A 21,336-nucleotide genomic window follows, 5' to 3' on the forward strand; every position below is an offset into this window, starting at 1 on the left:
CGAAGAAGAACAAGCGCGCATGGCGGCCGGGCAGCTGATCCCGGGGGCGGAGGCCGCGGCCCTCAGCGACGACCGTAACGGCGGTCAGAAACGCGCCGACATCCTCCGTGGTGTGTTCGAAGCCGCCACCCGTGACCCGGGGACCCCGACCATGGGCGGCGCCGCCCCCACCGTCATGATCCACGTCAACCAGGCCGACCTGACCGCCGACCATGGGGTGGGTTGGATCGACGGCGTCGAAGCGCCGATCTCGCTGACAAGTGTGAAGCAGGCGCTCTGCGCCGGCGGATTTCAGGAGATCCGGTTCGGGCCGCACAACGAGGTCCTCAGCCTCAGCACCGAGAATCGTTTCTTCAACCGGGCCCAACGCCGCGCCATCGCCGCCCGCGACGGCGGCTGCACCATTCCGGGGTGCACCGTGCCCGCCGCCTGGTGCGAAGTACACCACGTCACCCCCTGGTACCGCGGCGGAAAAACCGAGATCACCAACGGGGTCCTGCTGTGTTGGTACCACCACCACAGCATCGACACCTCCGGCTGGAACATCCGCATGATCCGCGGCACACCCGAAGTCAGGGCACCCTACTGCTACGACCCCACCCGCACCTGGCGGCCTGGGGGAGGGGACCGGTTGGGGGCTCGACAGGCTCAACCAACGTTGGCGTGATTTTTCGGGATCGGGTCACCAAATGGCTCAGACACGGACGTTGGTTAGAGCCTCCGGAATCGAGTCACAGGTGCGTTCCGGGACAGAAAAACCCCCGCACCAAGTGAGAAAAACCGGGATGCGGAGGAACGAGAAGCGCGGAGACGGTGGGATTTGAACCCACGGTACCCCGTGAAGGGTACTCCACCTTAGCAGGGTGGTGCACTAAGCCGTACTATGCGACGTCTCCTTGGGGTCTGCAGCGCAAACCCACGTAGGCAAGCATAACGGTACTGACGGCATCCGCACGAACCGAGGACTGCGGGCGCCGCCCGGAGACTACTGGTCCTCGAGCGACCGGCCTGCAGAGCAGGTGACGTCTCCGGCGGTCTGGCCCTGGACTGAATCGGAAAGCACTGCGGTCGGGGGCGTCGCGGCCGGATCCGGGACCGGTGCGGCCGGATCGGTCGTGGCATCGGGATCCGGGATCGCAGCCGGGTCCTCCGCAGCCGGGTCTCCGGCCAGTTGGAGCGAGTCGTCATCTTCGACGGCGGTGAACAGGTCGTCGAAGTCCGGCTGGATGGGTTCCACGCCGCCGTCAACATTGCCGGTCGGGGCCTGCACGAAGACCACCTTGCTGAGGTCGATGTCCTTCAGGGCCACGGCGATCGACGCCAGGGTGGAGACGTCGTTGAGACTCGTGGACAGGTTCATGTTGGCCGTGACGGCCTTGGCCAGCGAGTACACCTTGACGGGATCGGAGAGTGTGGACGCACTCTTCACGGTTCGTACGAGGGAGGACAGGAACACCTGCTGGTTGCTGATCCGCGTCAGGTCGCTGCCGTCGCCGACGCCGTGGCGGGTGCGCAGGAACTGCAGCGCCTCCAGACCCTCGAGCGTGTGCATTCCGGCCGGAAGGTAGGTGTTCGTGTACTCGTCTTCGATGTCTTCGGCGACACAGACCGGCACGCCGCCGACGGCCGTCGACATGGCCATGACGCCGTCGAACTGCACCTCTGCCGCGTAGGGGATGCTCAAACCGGTGAGCTTCTCGACCGTGAGCACGGTGCAAGCCAGGCCACCGTAGGTGAGCGTGGTGTTGATTTTCTGGCTGCTCATCGCGTCGAAGGTGCCGCCGGCAGGGTCCGGGCACTCGGGGATGGGAACATACATGTCCCGGGGGAAGCTGATCACGGAGGCGTTGGTGTGGTCTTCGGAGATGTGCAGCAGCATGGTGACATCGTTGAGGTCGCCGGTGGAATCCTCCGGCCCGAAGGAGGCATCCTGACCCTTTCGGCTGTCACTGCCGACCACCAGCAGGTTCACGCCGCCCGGGATCGCATCGATCTTGGGGGCGGGACCCTCGGTCTCGTTGGCCAGGGGCACGCTCTCCTGCACACTCGACGCGACATCGTAGGTCGCGATCGCGGCGACGGATGCACCACTCACGAGCAGCACGGCCAGTGACGCGGCGAGCACCTTGGCCACGGTCACGAACGGGTTGGAGCGGCGCAGCCGGCCATGGCGGGCGATGGTACTGAGCTTCTTCGATCGTGTCGAGCGGGGGCGTAATTCGTCGCTCACTCAGGTCCCTTCGTTTGTGCAGGTCGTGCAGAATCGAGGTGCGGAGGGCGTGGGATTCGAACCCACGAGACATCTCTGCCCACCAGTTTTCAAGACTGGCTCCATCGGCCGCTCGGACAGCCCTCCCGGTTCGCTGCCCGCGGCGCTGGTATAACACGCGGTCGCGGACTAACGAATACCGACCGATTCTAGCCGCTTGCAGGCTCACCACAGTGCCAGAGGATGCTGGCAGCGGGCTGGGCACCGCCTACAGGCTGCTCAGAACGAGCGCGAGCCCATCTTCGTGAACGGCGCCGGTGATCTCGCCGGCCGCCGCGAGCACCTCGTGCGGAGCCTGCCCCATGGCCACTCCCCGACCCTGGACCGACGCCCACTGCAGCATCTCGATGTCGTTGCGCCCGTCGCCGACGGCCATCACGCGGCTCCGCGGAATCCCGAACTCGGCGCGCACCCGCTCCATGGCGGTGGCCTTGTTCACGCCGTCGGGGGCGATATCGAGCCAGGCAGTCCAGCCGATCGCGTAGCTCACCCGGTTCAGCCCCATCCGGTCGACGATCTGAAGAAAATCCTCCATGTCGTGGTCAGGCGAGATGACGACCACCCGGGTGGCGTCCTGGCGCAGCAGATCGTCGAACTCGACGTGCTCGCTATCCAGCCCGATCGTGGCATCCGGGAACGGCTCCGTGTAGCGGTAGAAGCCGCGCTCGTCTTCGACGGCGTACCTGGCACCGACCAGGTGCGAGCGGATCTGCATCAACACATCGGTCGGATCGAAGGTCTCGACCCATTCGCGCCGGTACCCGGTGGGGGAAGCCGGGTCGCGGTGCAGGGTGATCGCACCGTTCGAGCAGACCACGAAGCGCGGGGTGATGTCCAGGCGCTCGAGCACGGGGAGCGTGGTGGCGGACGAGCGCCCGGTGGCGAGCATGACCTCATGACCGGCCGCGGCGAGCCGCCGCACCTGGTCGAGGACGCCGTCGCTGATCGTGCCATTCTCGTGCATGGTGGTGCCGTCGATGTCGAGGGCCACCAGCCAGGGGGCATCCGTCGGCGTCGTCATGCGCCCACCGGCCGAATGACGTCGAGGCCGCCCAGCCAGGGGCGCAGCGCCTCGGGGATGAGTACCGAGCCATCCGCTTGTTGGTGCGTTTCGAGCAGGGCCACAATCCAGCGGGTCGTCGCCAGGGTGCCGTTGAGGGTTGCGACCGGCGTGGTCTTGCCCGACTCGGTGCGGTAACGGATATCGAGCCGGCGCGCCTGGTAGGTCGTGCAGTTGCTCGTGCTGGTCAGTTCGCGGTAGGCGTTCTGGGTGGGGACCCACGCCTCGATGTCGAACTTGCGGGCGGCGCTGGAGCCGAGGTCGCCGGCGGCCACGTCGATGACGCGGTAGCTGAGGCCGAGCGCCTGAAGCATGTCCTCCTGCAGGGCGACGAGGCGGTCGTGCTCGGCCTCGGCATTCTCCGGCAGCACGTAGGTGAACATCTCCAGCTTGTTGAACTGGTGCACCCGGATGATGCCGCGGGTGTCCTTGCCGCCCGAACCGGCCTCGCGCCGATAGCAGGTGGACCAGCCGGCGTAGCGGAGCGGTCCGCCGGACAGGTCCAGGATCTCGTCCGAGTGGTAGCCGGCGAGCGCGACCTCGCTGGTGCCGGTGAGGTAGAGATCGTCGGCGGGGAGGAAGTAGACCTCGTCGGCGTGCTCGCCGAGGAACCCGGTGCCGTCCATGATCTCGGGCCGCACCAGGGTGGGCGTGATCAGGGGGATGAAGCCGGCCGCCAGCGCCCGGTCGAGCGCCATGTTCATCAGCGCGATCTCGAGGCGGGCGCCGATGCCGCGCAGGAAGTAGAACCGGGCGCCGGACACTTTGGCCCCTCGGGCCATGTCGATGGCACCGAGCAGTTCGCCCAGCTCGAGGTGGTCGCGCGGCTCGAAGTCGAAGGCGGGCACGGCGCCATGGGTGCGGAGGGTGACGAAGTTCTCTTCACCGCCGGCCGGTACGCCGTCGATGACGGGGTTCGCGAGGGTGCGCACGACCGCGGTGAACAGCGCCTCGGCCTCGCTCGAGGCGGCCGCGGCGGACTTGACGTCGGCAGCGAGGCTCTGTGCCTGGGCGACGAGGGCCTTCTTCTCCGCGGGAGGCGCGGAGGCCACTTGCTTGCCGAACTGGTTCTGGGCGGCACGCAGCGCCTCGAACGCCCGGATAGTGGCGCGACGCTCCGCGTCGGCGGCGAGCGCGTCGTCGACCGCCTCGACCGACGCACCGCGCGCTTTCTGCGAACGCTTGATGAGGTCAGGATTCTCTCGCAGCAGCACAGGATCAATCACCGAATCAGTCTACAAGCGCATGGTCCGGCACCTTGCTAGCCTTACCGCGTGGATACTCCCGATCAACCGACAGTTGTTCGGCGGGCGGCAATCGTCTACAACCCCACCAAAGTCGACCTGGACCGCCTGCGGGCGAGCGTGGCCCGCGCGGAGACCGCGTCGGACTGGGCCGGCTCGCTCTGGCTCCCGACCGCCGCGGACGACGCCGGCAGGCAAGCCGCCCGGCTCGCCCTGGCGAAGGGTGCGTCCCTGGTGCTCGTGGCGGGCGGCGACGGCACGATTCGCGCGATCGCCGACGTGCTCCGTGGCTCCGGTGTGCCCCTGGCCATCGTGCCCCTCGGCACCGGCAATCTGCTGGCCCGCAACCTGGGCCTGCCGCTGTCGAACCTTGACGAGGCCACCATGGTTGCCTTCACGGGCGGAAACAAGCCGATCGACGTGGGTGTGGCATCCGTGCGCACCGACGACGGCGCCCTGGCCGACCACGTCTTCCTCGTGATGGCGGGCATCGGCATCGACGCCCAGATGGTCGTGAGCACGCGGCCCGAACTGAAGCGGGCGGTGGGCTGGCTGGCCTACGTCGACGCCGTGGCGCGCGTGCTCCCCCGGGTCAAGCCGTTCCAGATCCGGTACAGCCTGAACGGGCGCCCGCACCGGCCGGCGCACGTGAGCACCATCCTGATCGGCAATTGCGGCCTGCTGCCGGGAAATATCCAGATTCTGCCGGATGCCCGCCTCGACGACGGCATCCTCGACATCGCCATGCTGCAGCCCAAGGGTGTGCTCGGCTGGCTCACAATCTGGCGCCGGGTGACGTGGGAGAACGGCGTTCTGCGCCGCTCGGCGGCCGGGCGTCGCATCATCGAGCGAACCGAATCGACCACTGCACGGGTGCTGACGACGCTGCACGCCGCCGATATCCGGATCGTGCTGGTCGAGGCGCAGGAGTTCGAGGTGGACGGCGACGCGCTCGGCCCGGTGCGCTCGGTGTCCCTGCGCACCGACCCTGCCGCCCTCGTCCTGCGGGTTCCCGTCGCGGCCTGAGGGCCGGGCCGGGCTGGACTGGGCTGGGCTGGGCTGGGCTGGGCTGGGCAGGGCTGGTGGGACCGTCAGACCGCGGGCTCGCCGAGCAGGCCGCGCAGCCAGGCGCGCGCACCGATGAAAACGTTGTCGTTGTAGCGCGAGGTGAACTCGATCGGCTGCTTGTCGGCCCGCGGGTACGAGCCGAGGAAGATCACCTGGGGGCTGAACCGGCGCAGGCCGAGCAGCGCGTCGGCCACGCGTTCGTCGTGGATATGACCGTCGGCATCGATCACGAACCGGTAGCGCCCCAGGGCGTCGCCGATGGGGCGCGACTGGATCAGGCTGAGGTTGACGCCCCGGGTGGCGAACTGCTCGAGCATCTCGAGCAGGGCGCCTGAGCGGTCTTCGGGCAGCTCCACGATCAGGCTGGTCTTGTCGGCGCCAGTGCGGGGCGGCACGGTGGTGGTTCGGCTGACGAGCACGAAGCGGGTGACCGCGTTGGCGTTGTCGCCGATACTGCGGGCGAGCACGACCACATCGTGGTGCTTCTCGATGCCGGGCGGGGCGATGGCAGCATCCGCCTGCCCTGATTCGACCAGCGACGCGGCGGCGGCCACGTTGCTCGACGCCGGAAGGTGGCCGTGGTGCGGCAGATTGGATTCCAGCCAGCGGCGGCACTGCGCATAGGCGACCGGATGCGCGTTGACGATCTTCACATCGGCCAGCGCGGTGCCCGGGCGAGCCACCAGGACGAAGTTCACCGGAACCAGGTACTCGCCGATGATGCGCAGGTCGGGCACGCTCGCGAGGGCATCCTGCGTGGCGGACACGCCACCGTCGACGGAGTTCTCGATCGCGATCATCGCGGCCACACTACGGCCGGACACGACGTCGTCGAACGCCTCGCCGACATTGTTCACGGCCCGCCACGGCTTGCCCTGGGCTTCGACGACCTGGGTGAGGGCTGCCTCGGTGAAGGTGCCCGTCGGCCCAAGGAAGCTGTAGCTGACATTGCGCGACTCGGACATGCAGATCAGCCTAGTTGCAGTGCAAGACTGGACACCATGAACGAACGCGCGGGCACAGCGGCCCTGGAATCTGACCTTGTCGATGTCGAAGCGCTGGTGAAGGCGTACTACGACCTGAAACCGGATGTCACGGTGCCAGGCCAGCGAGTGGCCTTCGGCACCTCCGGTCACCGAGGGAGCTCCCTCAACACGGCCTTCAATGAAGACCACATCATCGCGACCACGCAGGCGATCGTTGAATTCCGCGCCATGCAGGGCATCACCGGGCCGCTCTTCATCGGCACCGACCCGCACGCCCTGAGCGCGCCAGCCTATACGACCGCCCTCGAAGTGCTCGTCGCGAACGGCGTGCGCGTGCTGGTCGACGAGTTCGACGACTATGTGCCTACTCCGGCCCTCTCGCACGCGATCCTGGCCTACAACCGGGCCGGGAACAGCGACGAGGCCGATGGGATCGTGGTCACCCCGAGCCACAACCCGCCCTCCGACGGCGGCTTCAAATACAACCCACCGCACGGCGGACCGGCCGACAGCGACGCCACCTCGTGGATCGCCGCCCGGGCCAACGAACTCATCGCCGCCGGGCTCAATGATGTCAAAAAAAGCGAGCCCAGCGCGGTCGAGACCTACGACTTCCGCGGTGGGTACGTGAATGACCTTGAGAACATCATCGACATGGCCGCCATCAAGGCCAGCGGCATTCGTATCGGAGCCGACCCGCTCGGCGGCGCGAGCGTGGGCTACTGGGGTGCGATTCGCGACCGCTACGAGCTCAACCTGACCGTGATCAACCCCCACGTCGACCCCACCTGGCGCTTCATGACCCTGGACTGGGACGGCAAGATCCGGATGGATCCGTCGAGCCCGTCCGTGATGGCATCCGTCGCCGCCCACAAGGACGAGTTCGACATCGTCACCGGCAACGACGCCGACGCCGACCGGCACGGTATCGTCACCCCCGACGGCGGGCTGATGAACCCGAACCACTTCCTGGCCGTGGCCATCGACTACCTGTACAGCCACCGCGAAGGCTGGCGGGCGGATGCCGCGATCGGCAAGACGCTCGTCTCCTCCACCATGATCGACCGCGTCGCGGGTTTCCTCGGCCGCGACCTCTGGGAGGTGCCGGTCGGATTCAAGTGGTTCGTTCCGGGCCTGATCGACGGCTCGGTCGCCTTCGGCGGCGAGGAGAGCGCCGGCGCCAGCTTCGTGCGCTTTGACGGAACCGTCTGGACCACCGATAAAGACGGCATCCTGCTGGCCCTGCTCGCCTCGGAGATTCTCGCCGTGACCGGCAAGACGCCCAGCCAACGCTACGCCGAGCTGGCCGAGCACTTCGGCGACCCGGCCTACGCTCGCGTGGACGCGGCCGCGACGCCCGCCCAGAAGGCGCAGCTGTCCAAGCTCGACGGAGCCGCCATCACGGCCACCGAACTCGCCGGCGAGAAGATCATCGCCAAGCTGAGTCACGCTCCCGGCAACGGTGCGGCAATCGGCGGCGTCAAGGTCGTCACCGAGAACGCCTGGTTCGCGGCCCGGCCGAGTGGCACCGAGGACGTTTACAAGATCTACGCCGAGTCCTTCACTGGCCCGGAACACCTGAAGCAGGTTCAGATCGAGGCCAAGGCCATCGTTGACGGCGCCATCGCCTGACGCGTCTGGTCCGGACCGGCTTGACCACCGCGGCGGTCGAGCCTGTCGGGACCGGAGATCAGCAGTAGGGAGTGCTTCGGTACCTAGGGAATGCTCCAGTAGTACGCCGTGGCGCCCGGGTGCTTCTCGGTGATCGCGTAGTCGACCGACCGGAAGTCGGTGTCGTCGGTGTGGCCGGCATAGTAGATTTGGATGTCGTCGCCCGACCCCTCGATCCGGGTGACGACCCCGGTGTGGTCGCGGTCCCCGGAGTTGTCCCAGTCGAACTGGGCGACGTCGCCGAGCTTGACCTGGTCGCGCTGGTCATCCGTGAGGGCGGTGGCGCGGCCGGACTGCGCGACGTAGTCCCGGAACGCGGTTGAGCTGATCCACGGTGACGAGGTGTCGAAGTCGGAGCCGATTCCCTCTGCGTACCACTGGTCGTCCATGGTCCAGCCCCGCTCAATCAGGGATTGGCTGGTGAAATTGACGCAGTCGTTGTCGGTGATGACGCCGTAGCCATCCGTGTTGTAGTCGGTCCAGTGGGCGAGCATGTAACTCACCTGCGCCTGCACCTGGGCGTCGATGGGAACCGGCTCTGCGGCCTCCGCGGGGGCGACCCGATCTGCAGCCGTCGCGTCAGACGCGGCCGCATCGGCCTTCGGCGCCGTTTGCGTGGAGTCAGCAGCCGGGGTCGGAGTCGCCGAGACGACGGGTTCATCCCCAGTCATCCCGGCCACGGCGGCCGTTCCGGCCACGAGACCGCCCAGAACGAGGACGGCAGCGACGATGCGGAAGCGTCGGGTCAGAACCACAGATTTCTCTCTTCGTTCGGGGTGCCACCGGGGTGTGTGGCAGACACGCCCTGTTCGGGGGACGGTTCCCAGACAATCACACTTATCCGGGAAATGCCCGGGTGGACGACACACCGGCCCTGCGCCGATCAGGAAACGGGATTGGGGAACGAGATCAGTGGTAGCCGGGAGCCGCCGGGAGCCCGAAGAATTCCTCGAGGGTGGCGGTTCCGGTGGCGTGCATCTCCGTGGCCAGTTCCGTTCCGATGTAGCGGAAGTGCCAGGGCTCGTAGCCGTAGCCGGTGATGGCCACCTTGTCGGCCGGGTAGCGCAGCAGGAACCCGAAACGCCAGGCATTCCCGGCAAGCCACTGCCCCTGTGGGGTGTCGCCGAAGCAGGCATCCAGCGAACAGATCCGGGGCAGTGCGCTGATGTCGATGGCCAGACCGGTCTGGTGCTCGCTGTTTCCCGGCCGGGCCGTGCTGGTGTCGGCGAACGCCTGTCCGTTCGCGGCGACATCCGCGTCGTAGACCATCACCTGGGCCGCGAAGCTCCGGTAGGCGCTGTGGGACTGCAGCTTCAGCCCGGTCTCCGCCTCGAACGCGGAGAACAGGGCCACGGTTGCGTCCGACGCCTCCCGGCGAAGTTGCGGGCTCCAGACGTGAGCCACCGGGACGTCGACGAGGTCGGTCGGAGCGTAGTCGGTGGGGTTCAGCGGGCGGGTCTTGTCAACGACGACCCAGAGGCTGGCCGGGTCGTCGAGTGAGCGCGCGGAACGGTCAAAGGTAGGCATCACGGCCGGCTCCGGGGAACCTGTCGGGGCGGAACGAGGCGGGGTGGGGGTGGCGCTCGGTTCGACACGGGCAATCAGCGTCGGAGCGACGGCGGAACCGACGACGGGCGGCGCGGTTTCCCCGGTCAGGGCTCCGGCCGCCACCGCACCGGCGGCGAGTACAGAGATGGCGATGGACAGCACGACGATACGCCTCCGCCGTAACGGATGCGCGACCCCCACTGCCCGATCTGCCCACACGATGCTGAGCATAGACCGGAGCGGGTTCCCCCAGCCTCCGACGGCCCGCAGGCGCTTGAAGATTGTTTGCCCATCGTGTAACTTTGCGCACAATGCAAACTTCTCCCGCTCTCGCCGCCCCGCCGCTGATGTCCCACCGGCAGATTCTCTTCGTCATCTTCGGACTGATGGCCGGAATGTTCCTCTCCGCCCTCGATCAGACCATTGTCGGAACATCGATGCGCACCATCGCCGACGACCTCGACGGCATGGCGCTGCAGGCCTGGGTGACGACCGCCTACCTGATCGTGTCGTGCATCAGCACGCCGATCTACGGCAAACTCAGCGACATTTTCGGGCGCCGCCCGCTGTTCCTGATCGCGATCACAATCTTCCTCATCGGCTCGCTCCTGGCCGGCCTGGCGAACTCGATGTACGAGCTCGCGATCTTCCGGGCCATCCAGGGGCTCGGCGCCGGCGGCCTGATGGCTCTCCCCCTGACGATCATGGGCGACATGCTGGCACCCCGGGAGCGGGCGAAATACCAGGGGTACTTCCTGGCCGTCTTCGGGGTCTCCAGCGTGATCGGCCCGCTCATCGGCGGCGTCCTGTCGGGCTCGGACACGATCCTCGGAATCACGGGCTGGCGGTGGGTCTTCCTGATCAACCTCCCGATCGGCATCATCGCCCTCGCAATCGTGCTGAAGTTTCTACACGTTCCCCACTTCGCCCGGCCCGTTCGCATCGACTGGTGGGGAGCGGTGACCGTGATCCTTGCAGCCGCGCCGCTGCTGCTCGTGGCCGAGCAGGGCCGCACCTGGGGCTGGGGTTCGATCCCCTCGATCGCCTGCTACGTGATCGGACTCTTCAGCATCGCGGCCTTCATCCTCGCCGAGCGGCTGATGGGCGACGACGCGCTCATCCCGCTGAAACTGTTCCGTTCGTCCACGTTCAGGATGGCGACCATCCTGGGCGTCTTCGTCGGCTTCGGCATGTTCGGCGCCATGATGACGGTGCCGCTCTACCTGCAGCTCGTGAACGGGGCCACCCCGACGGAGAGCGGCTTCCTGATGCTGCCGATGATCGCAGGCCTGATGATCTCCTCCATTGTGAGCGGCCAGCTGATCGCCCGTACCGGCCGCTACAAGGTTTTCCCCACCATCGGCACTGCCTTCATGTCGGCAGGCTTCCTGCTCTTCACATTCGCCACCGCCGACAAGCCGGTCGGATTCATGATGGCCGGGATGCTCCTGATCGGCCTCGGCCTCGGCCAGCTGATGCAGACGCTCACCATCGCCAGCCAGAATTCGGTCGGCCCTCGGGATATCGGCGTGGCCACATCCGCCGCGACGTTTTTCCGCCAGATCGGCGGCACGCTCGGCACCGCCGTGCTCTTTTCGGTGCTGTTCACCCGCATCCCCGACACGATCGGCGCGGCCTTCGACAACCCGACCATCGTCTCCGGGGTCAGGGACGCTGCAACGGACCCGGCCGTGCAGGCCGACCCGGCGAACACCGGCATCCTGGCCCTGTTGGCCAACCCGGGCAGCGTGGGCGGCGCCCTCGACGGCGACACCTCGTTCCTCAACACGGCCGACCCGCGGCTCGCAGAGCCGTTCCTCGTCGGCTTCAACGACGCATCCGTCACCGTCTTCTGGGTGAGCCTGGCCGTCGTGCTGGTCGCATTCGTACTGAGCTTCTTCCTCACGGCGCCGCCGCTGCGCAACACCTCCGCCCTGCAGGAGGCCGCGGACGAGAACGCGGCCGAGCTGACCGCGCAGGCCGAGCTGACCCGGGACGCGCAGCGGGCCGCCGACAGGATGGGCGCCCTGGTCGAGCCGGGGATCGACGTCGACGAGTTCGAGCGCGAGGCCCGCACCCAGCCCCGCTAGCACCCGAACGAATTCGACGGAGATTTTGCTCCTACCGCCCCATTTAGGCCTCAAATCGTCACTTTGTGGCAAAATCTCCGTCGAATGCGCACAGGGCGCGCAGTCACGGATGGCCCGGTCCGGGCGTTGGGGAATTGTGGGGACCGTCGGGGCGTTGTATTGGTAATGCGCATTGTTATTGCAGGTGGACATGGAAAAATCGCCCGGCAGCTCACGCGGGAGCTCACGAAGAACGGCCACGAGGTCCTCGGGCTGATCCGCACGGAGGAACAGAGGGCGGACCTCGTCGCTGACGGAGCCGTTCCGGTGGTGTTCGACCTCGAAAAGACCTCATCGGCCGAGGCGGCGCACCTCTTGGCCGGTGCCGACGTCGCGGTGTTCGCCGCGGGCGCCGGAGCCGACGGCAGCGAGGAGCGCCGTCAGGCCGTCGACTTCGGCGGCTCCGTGCGACTGGCCGACGCGGCTGAGTCCGCCGGCGTGGTGCGCTTCATCCAGATCTCGTCGACCGGCACCGAGAAGGTGCGGGACGGTCAGACCCCGGCGGATGTACCGGCGGACTTCCTGGGCTACCTGCAGGCCAAACTGGCGGCCGAGGAAGACCTGATCGCTCGGCCCCTGGCTTGGACGATCGTTCGCCCCGGCGGCCTCGTCGACGACGCAGGAACCGGACTGGTGCGCCTGAACCCGGCCGGCCCCGGCCTGCCGGAAGATCGCGCGACTGTGCCCCGCGCGGACGTCGCGGCCGTGCTGGCCGCACTCATCGAGACCGGCGCCGCCGAGCGCCGGGTGCTGCACCTGGTCTCCGGCGACGAACCCGTCGCTGTTGCCGTAGCCGCGTTCGCCTAAGGCTTCGGCCGCCAGGCGGGCCCCCGCCGGTCGACCCGGTGCACCTTCAGCCGACCCAGCGCCGGCCCTCCGCACAACACCGCGGGGGGCCGGCGCTTGAATGCGCGGTAGATGTCTGGCAGTCTGTGAGAGCGCTCTCATCAGTGAGATGGTGGAGCACTCGCCGGCCGGAACATCCGCCGGAGTGAATCCAATGGAGGATCGCATGCCCCTCGAGACCATCATTCAGCCCATCGGCCGGGGCGAGATCCCGTTCGACCCCGCAGATGGCACTGACCCTGCGGAGGGCACCGTCCGGGGCGGACCGGTCGATCTGGACGGGCGCCGGTTCTACCGGATCGAGGCCTACGACCAGATGCCGCCGTTCTTCATGACCCTTGTCGGCGCGAGCAACGTCTGGCTCTTCATCTCGAGCACGGGCGGCCTGACGGCAGGACGGGTCGACGCCGATCGGGCCCTGTTCCCGTATTACACCGACGACAAGGTCACCGAGAGCGGCGGCCGAACCGGTGGGCTCAGCGTGCTGCTCGTTCGACGCCCCGACGGGACCGGGATTCACTGGCAGCCGTTCGCGGAGGTGCGTCCCGGCGATCAGGCCGTGCAGCGCACGCTGTACAAGGACGCCCTCGGCACGACCCTGGTCTTCGAGGAGACCCGCCCGGATCTCGGCCTGCGCCTGCGCGTGACCTGGCAGACGAGTGCCCGCTTCGGCGTCGTGCGCAGCTGCGCCCTGACCTCGCTCACCGACCAGAAGCTCACCGGCGAGCAGCTCGGCGAAACGCTCGACGTCGACCTCCTCGACGGCCTGGTGAACATCCTTCCCGCCGGAGCCCTCAAGAAGACGCAGAACGAGCTGAGCGTGCTGCTGGACGCCTACAAGCGGGCCGAACTCGACTCTTCGACGGGCCTCGGGCTGCTGACGCTGAACGCGACGCTCTCCGACCTCGCCGAGCCCAGCGAGTCGCTGCAGGCCAACGTGGCCTGGCAGGTAGGGCTGGGCAACGCCGAGCACCTGCTCTCGATCAGCCAGGTGGCTGCCTTCGCCCGGGGCCGGGGCATCACCGCCGAGACGGATGTCCGCGGCCAGCGCGGCGCTTACCTCGTGCACGCGCGGATCACGCTGGCCCCCGGAAGCACGCAGCGCTGGCAGATCGTCGCCGACGTCAACCAGGACGCGGCCGATGTCGTCGCCCTGCGCGAGAAGCTGCGAGATCCTGCCGGGCTCGCCGAGGAGCTCGCGGCCGACATCGTCGGCACCCGGTCCGACCTGGAGACGATCCTCGCGGCCACCGACGCCGCCCAGCACAGCGGCGACGAGCTCGCGACCATCCACCACACCGCCAACGTGCTTTTCAACACGATGCGCGGCGGCGTTCCGGCCGAGGGCTACACGGTGGAGTTGAGCGACGTGCGGGCGTTCATCATTCAGCGGAGTAAGTCGACCGCCCAGCGCTGCGCCGGCGTGCTGGCGGCGCTGCCCGAGCGGCTGCGCTCCGACGAACTCATCGCCATCGCCCAGGAGTACGGCGACGTAGACCTGTGGCGCCTCGCCACGGAATACCTGCCGCTCACGTTCAGCCGCCGGCACGGCGATCCGAGCCGGCCGTGGAATCAGTTCCGGATCGTTCTGAAAGACGAGAGTGGCATCCGTCGCCTGGAATACCAAGGCAACTGGCGGGACATCTTCCAGAACTGGGAGGCGCTGGCCTGGTCATTCCCCGAATACGTGGAGTCGATGGTCACGATCTTCCTTGACGCCACGACCGCCGACGGCTACAACCCGTACCGGATCTCTCGCGAGGGCATCGACTGGGAGGTCCCCGAGCCCGAAGACCCCTGGGCCAACATCGGTTACTGGAGCGACCACCAGATCATCTACCTGCTCAAGTTGCTCGAGACCTCCCGCCGATTCCACCCGGGGCGCCTCGACGCGCTCATCAACCGGGCGGCCTTCACCCACGCCGACGTGCCGTACCGGATCGCCGCCTATGCGGACATCCTCACGGACCCGTACAACACCATCACCTTCGACGACGAGCGGCAGCGCACGATCACGCGGCGGGTCGCCGAGGAGGGCTCGGACGGTCGGCTCGTGCACGGTGCCGACGGCGACCTCGTGCGGGTAACGCTGGCCGAGAAGGTGCTGCTGCTCCTGCTGGCCAAGCTCGTCAATCTGGTGCCGGACGGCGGCATCTGGATGACGACCCAGCGCCCGGAATGGAACGACGCCAACAACGCGCTCGTCGGCCGTGGCCTGTCGGTGGTCACCCTCGCCTATCTGCGCCGCTACCTCGTCTTCGTGCAGGACCTCCTGACGGTCGACGTCGAGCTCTCGAGCGAGCTCGCCGGACTGCTCACCGCGGTGCGCGACGTGCTCTTCGAGCATGCGGACGGCCTGGCCGGCGGGTTCGATTCCACTCGCCGCCGGGCCGTGATGGACGGCCTGGGCGAGGCAGGGACCTCCTATCGCGAGCGGGTCTACGCGGGGTTCGATGGGGAGCGGTCGACGGTCGCCGCGGGAGACGTCGCCGAGCTGCTCGATCTGGCTCGGCGCTTCATCGAGTCCGGCCTGCACGCCAACCGGCGGGACGACGGGCTCGTGCACTCCTACAACGTGCTGGAGTTCGGGGACGATGGGGCCGATGTGCGTCGGCTCGCGGAGATGCTCGAGGGCCAGGTCGCCATCCTTTCCTCCGGCCTGCTCGGCCCGGAAGAGACGCTGGACCTGCTCGGTGCCCTGCGCACGAGCCGGCTGTACCGCGCCGACCAGCACAGCTACATCCTCTATCCCGACAAGGACCTTTCGTCCTTCCTCGCCCGCAACACCTTCAGTGCGGCACGGGCCGCCGACTGCCCTCTCGCCCTGCGCCTCATCGCTGCCGGCGACCGCAGCATAGTTGTGCGGGATGTTCAGGGCGACCTGCACTTCGCCGCCCACATCCGAAACGCCAGGGGCGTTTCGGATGCGCTCGACCGGCTCAGCGCCGACCCGACGCTGCAGGGCGCCGTGGAACAGGACCGGGCCGAACTGCTCACCATCTTCGAGGAAGTCTTCCGGCATGCGGAATTCACCGGGCGCTCCGGCTCGTTCTTCGCCTACGAGGGCCTCGGCAGCATCTACTGGCACATGGTCGCGAAGCTGCTGCTCGCGGTGCAGGAGACACTCGACCGGGCCGTCGCCGAGCAGGCGGATGAAACTTCGATCCAGGGGCTGATGGCGGCGTACGAGGACGTGCGTGCCGGCATCGGCTACCGCAAGGATCCGCTCACCTACGGTGCGTTCCCCACCGATCCTTACTCGCACACGCCCGCCGGCCAGGGCGCCCGGCAGCCGGGGATGACCGGGCAGGTCAAAGAGGAGGTGCTCACCCGCCTGGGCGAGCTCGGCCTGCGGGTCGAAGGCGGTCGCATCCGTTTGCGGCCCACCCTGCTGCGGGCCGGCGAGTGGACCACGGCTCCCGGCACGTTCGCCTACCGGGATGTCCTCGGCGAGCAGCACAGCGTCGAGCTGCCCGCGGACACGCTCGCGTTCACGTTCTGTCAGGTCCCGGTCGTGTTCCACCGCGGCGGCCCGCTCGAGATGGTCGCACACCTCGCCGACGGCGCCCAGGTGCCCGGTCCCGGCGGCACGCTCGACGCCGACGTGAGCGCGAGCGTCTTCCGCCGCGACGGCCGGGTGCGCTCCCTCACGGTGACCGTACCGGACCAAGACGGACTCTGACCGCCGAGCCAGGAGAGAGCGCTCTCTTGACAAACCATCGATGCGCGCACTAACGTAAGCACCACCACGTGAGAGCGCTCTCACGGCACAATGAGAGCGACCTTGCATCCACCCATCAGCACGCACACAAGGGAGTGACCGTGAAGCGTTTCCCGCGCACCACACTTGCAGTAACAGTCGCCGGAGCAGCATCCTTCGCACTGGTTCTATCCGGTTGTTCAGCGAACGCCGGCGGAGAGCAGTCGACCGACGAAAACGTCAAACTGACCGTCGCGACGTTCAACGAATTCGGCTATGACGACCTGTTCGCCGAGTACGAGAAGGCCAACCCGAACGTCACCATCACGCACAAGAAGGCTGCCACCTCCAACGAGGCCCGCGACAACCTCACGACCCGTCTCGCCGCAGGCAGCGGCCTGAGCGACATCGAGGCCATCGAGGTCGACTGGCTGCCGGAACTGCTCCAATACTCCGACCAGTTCATCGACCTCGCCTCTGACGACGTCGACGAGCGCTGGCTCGACTGGAAGACCGAGGCCGCGACGGATGCCGACGGCCGCCTGATCGCCTACGGCACCGACATCGGTCCGGAAGCCGTCTGCTACCGCTCCGACCTGTTCGCCGCCGCCGGTCTTCCGACCGACCGCGCCGAGGTCGCCGCACTCCTCGGCACCAGCTGGGAGAGCTACTACGCAGCCGGTGAGAAGTTCGCTGCTGCCGGCACGAACGTGCCGTGGTTCGACTCTGCCGGAGCCACCTGGCAGGGCGTCGTCAACCAGATCCCCAACGCCTATGAAGAAGAAGACGGCACCATCATCGCCACCGGGAACCCGGAGGTGAAGAAGGCCTACACGAGCGTGCTCGAGGCCAGCAGCACGCTGTCCGCGCACCTCGGACAGTGGAGCGACGACTGGACCGCCAGCTTCCAGAACGACGGCTTCGCCACGATGCTCTGCCCGGGCTGGATGCTCGGCGTGATCTCCGGCAACGCTGAAGGCGTCGCCGGCTGGGACATCGCCGACACGTTCCCCGGCGGCGGCGGCAACTGGGGCGGCTCGTACCTGACCGTTCCCGAGCAATCCAAGAACCAGGCCGAGGCCCAGAAGCTCGCTTCCTGGCTGACCGCCCCGGAGCAGCAGCTCAAGGCGTTCGCGTCCAAGGGCACGTTTCCGAGCCAGCTCGAAGCCCTCGAGAGCGACGAACTCCTCGGCGCCACGAACGAGTTCTTCAACAACGCGCCGACCGGTGAGATCCTTGCCAACCGCGCCGCCGCTGTCGACGTGACCCCGTACAAGGGCGAGTTCTACTTCGCGATCAACGACGCCATGCAGCAGGCGCTCACCCGCGTCGAAGACGGCACCATGACGGCTGACGAGTCGTGGGCTCAGTGGGTCACCGACGTCGAGTCGCTCGGCTAACCAGCACCATCCCACCGGTCGGGCCTGTCGAGACCACCTGGTCCCGGCCGGCCCGACCCCGGTCTCGACCGGCTCACCCGGGCCTCGACAAGCTCAACCACCGAAGGACTTTCATGACTACCGTTGCCGCTGTCGAGGTGAATGCCCGCAGCATCCGCCGCATCGCCCTCAGCCACACACTGAGCCGCTGGGATGTGCGCTTCTCGCCCTACCTCTACATCTCCCCCTTCTTCCTCGTCTTCGCCGTCATGGGCCTCTTCCCGCTGCTGTACACGGCGTGGGTGTCGGTGCACGACTGGAACCTCATCGGCGGCCAGGGCGACTTCGTCGGCCTGGAGAACTTCGTCACGGTGCTGAGCCAGGGATACTTCTGGAACTCCCTGCGCAACACCTTCAGCATCTTCCTGCTCTCGAGCATCCCCCAGATCATCGTCGCGCTCGGCATCGCCGCCGTGCTCGACTTCAACCTGCGCGGAAAGACCTTCTGGCGCATGGGCGTGCTCCTTCCCTACGTCGTGGCCCCGGTCGCCGTCGCACTCATCTTCAACGACCTCTTCGGCGACAAGTTCGGCTTGATCAACAGCGCGATCATGAGCCTGGGCCTCGAGCCCGTGCGCTGGCACGTCGACGTGATCCCCAGCCACCTCGCCATCGCCACAATGGTGAACTTCCGCTGGACCGGTTACAACGCCCTTATCTTCCTCGCCGCCATGCAGGCCGTCCCGCGCGATTACTACGAGGCCGCCATCATCGACGGCGCCAACCGCTGGCGCACCTTCGGGTCGATCACCCTGCCGCTGCTGCGACCGATCATCATCTTCGTCATCCTGACCTCGACGATCGGCGGGCTGCAGATCTTCGACGAGGCACGCATGTTCGACAACGTCGGCCAGGGCGGAGCCAGTCGCCAGTGGCAGACGCTCACCCTGTACATCTACGAACTCGGCTGGAACCAGCGCAACTTCGGCCGGGCGTCCGCCGTGGCCTGGCTCCTGTTCCTGATCATCATCCTCATCGCTGTCATCAACTTCCTCATCACCCGTCGCATCGCGGGCACCGGCGACCGCAAGCTGCGCGTCCGCGCGAAAGGCATCTCATGAGCAAGACCATCATCGGCGGGCACGACCGTCGGCCGTCCCTCTGGGTCTACGGCATCCTGATCGCGGTTATCCTCGGCTCGGCCTTCCCGATCTGGTGGTCGTTCCTGATCGGCAGCCAGGATGCCTCCGCGCTGAACCAGAACGGGATGATGTGGATCCCGGGCGGTAACTTCATCGCCAACGCGGCCACGGTCATCGACAGCATCCCGTTCTGGACGGCGCTCGGCAACAGCATCATCGTGTCGTCCGTGGTGTCGCTCAGCGTCGTGATGTTCTCGACGCTCGCCGGCTACGCCTTCGCCAAGCTGAAGTTCCGCGGCCGGGAAGGTCTGCTCATCTTCGTGATCGCGACCATGGCCGTGCCGACCCAGCTCGGCGTCGTGCCCCTGTTCATCGTCATGTCAAGGCTCGGCTGGACCGGCAGCCTCTGGGCCGTCATCGCGCCCGCCATGGTGACCGCGTTCGGCGTGTTCTGGATGACCCAGTACCTGCGCGACGCACTGCCCGACGAGCTGATCGAGGCGGTGCGCATGGACGGAGCGTCGATGATCCGCAGCTTCTGGCACATCGGTCTCCCGGCCGCCCGCCCGGCCGCGGCGATGCTCGCCCTGTTCACGTTCATCGGCACCTGGACCAACTTCTTCTGGCCGTTCATCGTGCTCGGCCCCGGCAACCCGACCCTCCCGGTTGCACTGCAGCAGCTGCAGGCCGCCTTCTACGTCGACTACTCGCTCGTGCTGGCCGGCGTGGTGCTCTCGATCATCCCGCTGATCCTGGTCTTCATCTTCCTGGGTAAGCAGCTCGTGGCCGGAATCATGCAGGGCGCGGTCAAGGGATGACCTCGTTCGGAACACTCGAAACAATCACCGAGAATATGGGTATGACCTCACACGTTCGTTCCTTCCCGCCCGAGTTCCTCTTCGGGGCGGCGACGGCCGCCTACCAGATCGAGGGCGCCGCCCATGAGGACGGCCGCACGGATTCCATCTGGGACACGTTCAGCCGCGTGCCGGGTGCTGTCCTCAAGGCCGACAACGGCGACGTCGCCTGCGACCACTACCACCGCTATCAGGGCGACGTCGCCCTGATGAAGGACCTGGGGCTGCAGACCTACCGCTTCTCCACCTCCTGGGCCCGGGTGCGTCCCGACGGCGGGCCGGTCAACCCGAAGGGCGTGGACTTCTACTCCCGCCTGGTCGACGAGCTCCTCGGCGCCGGCATCAAGCCGTGGCTGACCCTCTACCACTGGGACCTGCCGCAGGCCCTCGAGGAGAAGGGTGGCTGGACCAACCGCGACACCGCCGCACGCTTCCGGGACTACGCCCTCACCGTGCACGACACCCTCGGCGACCGCGTGGGCGTGTGGACCACTCTCAACGAGCCGTGGTGCTCCTCCTTCCTCAGCTACACCGCCGGCGCCCACGCGCCCGGGCGCCAGAGCCCCCGGGACGGCCTGGCCGCCGCACACCACCTGCTCCTGGGGCACGGCCTCGCCGTCGAGGCGCTGCGCGAACGCGACTCGAAGCTCGAGCTCGGCATCACGCTCAACCTCACCGTCGCCAAGCCTGTCGATCCGACGCATGCGGGCGACGTGGATGCCGCGCGCCGCATCGACGGGCAGTTCAACCGGATCTTCCTCGACCCGGTCTTCCGCGGCTTCTACCCGGAGGATGTGCTCCAGGACGTGGCCGAGTACGGGCTGACCGATTTCATCCACGAGGGAGACCTGGCCCAGATCAACCAGCCGATCGACACCCTCGGCGTGAACTATTACCACGGCGACCTGGTCAGTGATCGCCCGGCCGAACATCCGTTGCTCGCCCAGGCCCCGACCGACCGCCCCACCCGGTCGCCGTTCCCGGCGGCCGACGGCGTCTACGACCACCCGCAGGGGCTGCCGCTGACCGCCATGGAGTGGGAGGTGCAGCCCGACGGGCTACGCGAACTGCTCGTTCGCGTGAACACCGACTACGCCGCCCCGACCGGCACGAGCCTCTACGTCACCGAGAACGGCGCGGCGTTCGACGACGTCGTCGCCGCGGACGGCAGTGTTCCGGATGCCCGGCGCACCGTATTCCTGACCGACCACCTGGGCGCCATCCTTGACGCGATCGATGAGGGAGTCGACGTCAAGGGCTACTTCTACTGGTCGCTGATGGACAACTACGAGTGGGCCTGGGGCTACGAGAAGCGCTTCGGCATCGTGCGGGTCGATTACGAGACCCAGGAGCGCACCGTCAAGGACAGCGGACGTTCTTACGCCGAGATCATCCGCAACCGCGCCCTCTCCTGAACCGGAACCGCGAGGGATGCGG

16 protein-coding genes and 2 tRNA genes are annotated in these 21,336 nt (G+C 67.4%); 10 read left to right on the forward strand and 8 right to left on the reverse strand.

Annotated features, from left to right (window positions below; all coding sequences use genetic code 11):
* A partial coding sequence (locus tag CXY79_RS04150; protein ID WP_199186724.1) for an HNH endonuclease signature motif containing protein occupies positions 1-667 on the forward strand: 667 nt, incomplete at its 5' end.
* 138 nt (positions 668-805) lie between these two features.
* Here the strand turns inward: CXY79_RS04150 and CXY79_RS04155 are convergent.
* From CXY79_RS04155 to serS, 5 genes are all read right to left on the reverse strand, one after another.
* A tRNA-Ser gene (locus CXY79_RS04155) sits at positions 806-896 on the reverse strand.
* An 89-nt stretch (positions 897-985) separates the two neighbouring features.
* On the reverse strand, positions 986-2,230 hold the full coding sequence (locus CXY79_RS04160) for an LCP family protein (protein WP_104099894.1): 1,245 nt from the start codon (positions 2,228-2,230) through the stop codon (positions 986-988).
* 41 nt (positions 2,231-2,271) lie between these two features.
* Positions 2,272-2,356: transfer RNA gene (locus tag CXY79_RS04165), tRNA-Ser, on the reverse strand.
* A gap of 121 nt (positions 2,357-2,477) precedes the next feature.
* Positions 2,478-3,290, reverse strand: a complete 813-nt coding sequence (locus CXY79_RS04170) for an HAD family hydrolase (protein ID WP_104099895.1) — start codon at positions 3,288-3,290, stop codon at positions 2,478-2,480.
* Positions 3,287-4,555 carry a serine--tRNA ligase gene (gene serS, locus CXY79_RS04175; RefSeq protein ID WP_104099896.1) on the reverse strand — a complete coding sequence of 423 codons (1,269 nt, stop codon included), beginning with the start codon at positions 4,553-4,555 and terminating at the stop codon, positions 3,287-3,289. Before serS ends, CXY79_RS04170 begins: the two co-directional genes overlap by 4 nt.
* Before the next feature lie 48 nt (positions 4,556-4,603).
* Here serS and CXY79_RS04180 point away from each other — a divergent pair, with 48 nt between their 5' ends.
* A complete protein-coding gene (locus CXY79_RS04180) occupies positions 4,604-5,599 on the forward strand; it encodes a diacylglycerol kinase family protein (protein WP_104099897.1) in 996 nt (331 codons plus the stop codon).
* Between the two features lie 65 nt (positions 5,600-5,664).
* Here the strand turns inward: CXY79_RS04180 and pheA are convergent, their stop codons facing one another.
* Positions 5,665-6,606 carry a prephenate dehydratase gene (pheA, locus tag CXY79_RS04185; RefSeq protein ID WP_104099898.1) on the reverse strand — a complete coding sequence of 314 codons (942 nt, stop codon included), beginning with the start codon at positions 6,604-6,606 and terminating at the stop codon, positions 5,665-5,667.
* A 36-nt stretch (positions 6,607-6,642) separates the two neighbouring features.
* Between pheA and pgm the strand changes: the two genes are divergently transcribed.
* Entirely contained in the window at positions 6,643-8,259 is a 1,617-nt protein-coding gene (pgm, locus tag CXY79_RS04190; protein ID WP_104099899.1) for a phosphoglucomutase (alpha-D-glucose-1,6-bisphosphate-dependent), read from the forward strand.
* Between the two features lie 83 nt (positions 8,260-8,342).
* Here the strand turns inward: pgm and CXY79_RS04195 are convergent, their stop codons facing one another.
* Both CXY79_RS04195 and CXY79_RS04200 read right to left on the reverse strand, forming a co-directional pair.
* A complete protein-coding gene (locus tag CXY79_RS04195) occupies positions 8,343-9,053 on the reverse strand; it encodes an amidase domain-containing protein (RefSeq protein WP_104099900.1) in 711 nt (236 codons plus the stop codon).
* Positions 9,054-9,207: 154 nt separating this feature from the next.
* Positions 9,208-10,008: a M15 family metallopeptidase gene (locus CXY79_RS04200; protein WP_233191229.1), complete on the reverse strand. Its 801-nt coding sequence runs from the start codon at positions 10,006-10,008 to the stop codon at positions 9,208-9,210.
* A 149-nt stretch (positions 10,009-10,157) separates the two neighbouring features.
* Here CXY79_RS04200 and CXY79_RS04205 point away from each other — a divergent pair, with 149 nt between their 5' ends.
* The 7 genes from CXY79_RS04205 to CXY79_RS04235 all read left to right on the forward strand — a co-directional run bounded on the left by CXY79_RS04205 (position 10,158) and on the right by CXY79_RS04235 (position 21,314).
* Positions 10,158-11,936, forward strand: coding sequence for an MDR family MFS transporter (locus CXY79_RS04205; RefSeq protein ID WP_233191231.1), 1,779 nt, complete (start codon positions 10,158-10,160; stop codon positions 11,934-11,936).
* Between the two features lie 165 nt (positions 11,937-12,101).
* Positions 12,102-12,782: an NAD(P)H-binding protein gene (locus CXY79_RS04210; protein ID WP_104099902.1), complete on the forward strand. Its 681-nt coding sequence runs from the start codon at positions 12,102-12,104 to the stop codon at positions 12,780-12,782.
* Positions 12,783-12,987: 205 nt separating this feature from the next.
* Positions 12,988-16,503: a hypothetical protein gene (locus CXY79_RS04215; RefSeq protein ID WP_146068087.1), complete on the forward strand. Its 3,516-nt coding sequence runs from the start codon at positions 12,988-12,990 to the stop codon at positions 16,501-16,503.
* Between the two features lie 140 nt (positions 16,504-16,643).
* Positions 16,644-17,921 carry an ABC transporter substrate-binding protein gene (locus tag CXY79_RS04220; protein WP_104099954.1) on the forward strand — a complete coding sequence of 426 codons (1,278 nt, stop codon included), beginning with the start codon at positions 16,644-16,646 and terminating at the stop codon, positions 17,919-17,921.
* Positions 17,922-18,034: 113 nt separating this feature from the next.
* Complete coding sequence (locus CXY79_RS04225; RefSeq protein ID WP_104099904.1) at positions 18,035-19,021, forward strand: carbohydrate ABC transporter permease; 987 nt, start codon at positions 18,035-18,037, stop codon at positions 19,019-19,021.
* Entirely contained in the window at positions 19,018-19,860 is an 843-nt protein-coding gene (locus CXY79_RS04230) for a carbohydrate ABC transporter permease (protein WP_104099905.1), read from the forward strand. Before CXY79_RS04225 ends, CXY79_RS04230 begins: the two co-directional genes overlap by 4 nt.
* A 41-nt stretch (positions 19,861-19,901) precedes the next feature.
* A complete protein-coding gene (locus CXY79_RS04235; protein WP_104099955.1) occupies positions 19,902-21,314 on the forward strand; it encodes a GH1 family beta-glucosidase in 1,413 nt (470 codons plus the stop codon).
* Positions 21,315-21,336 lie beyond the last annotated feature (22 nt).

It is taken from the genome of Cryobacterium sp. M96 (assembly GCF_002929845.1).
GTDB classification, from domain to species: domain Bacteria; phylum Actinomycetota; class Actinomycetes; order Actinomycetales; family Microbacteriaceae; genus Cryobacterium; species Cryobacterium sandaracinum.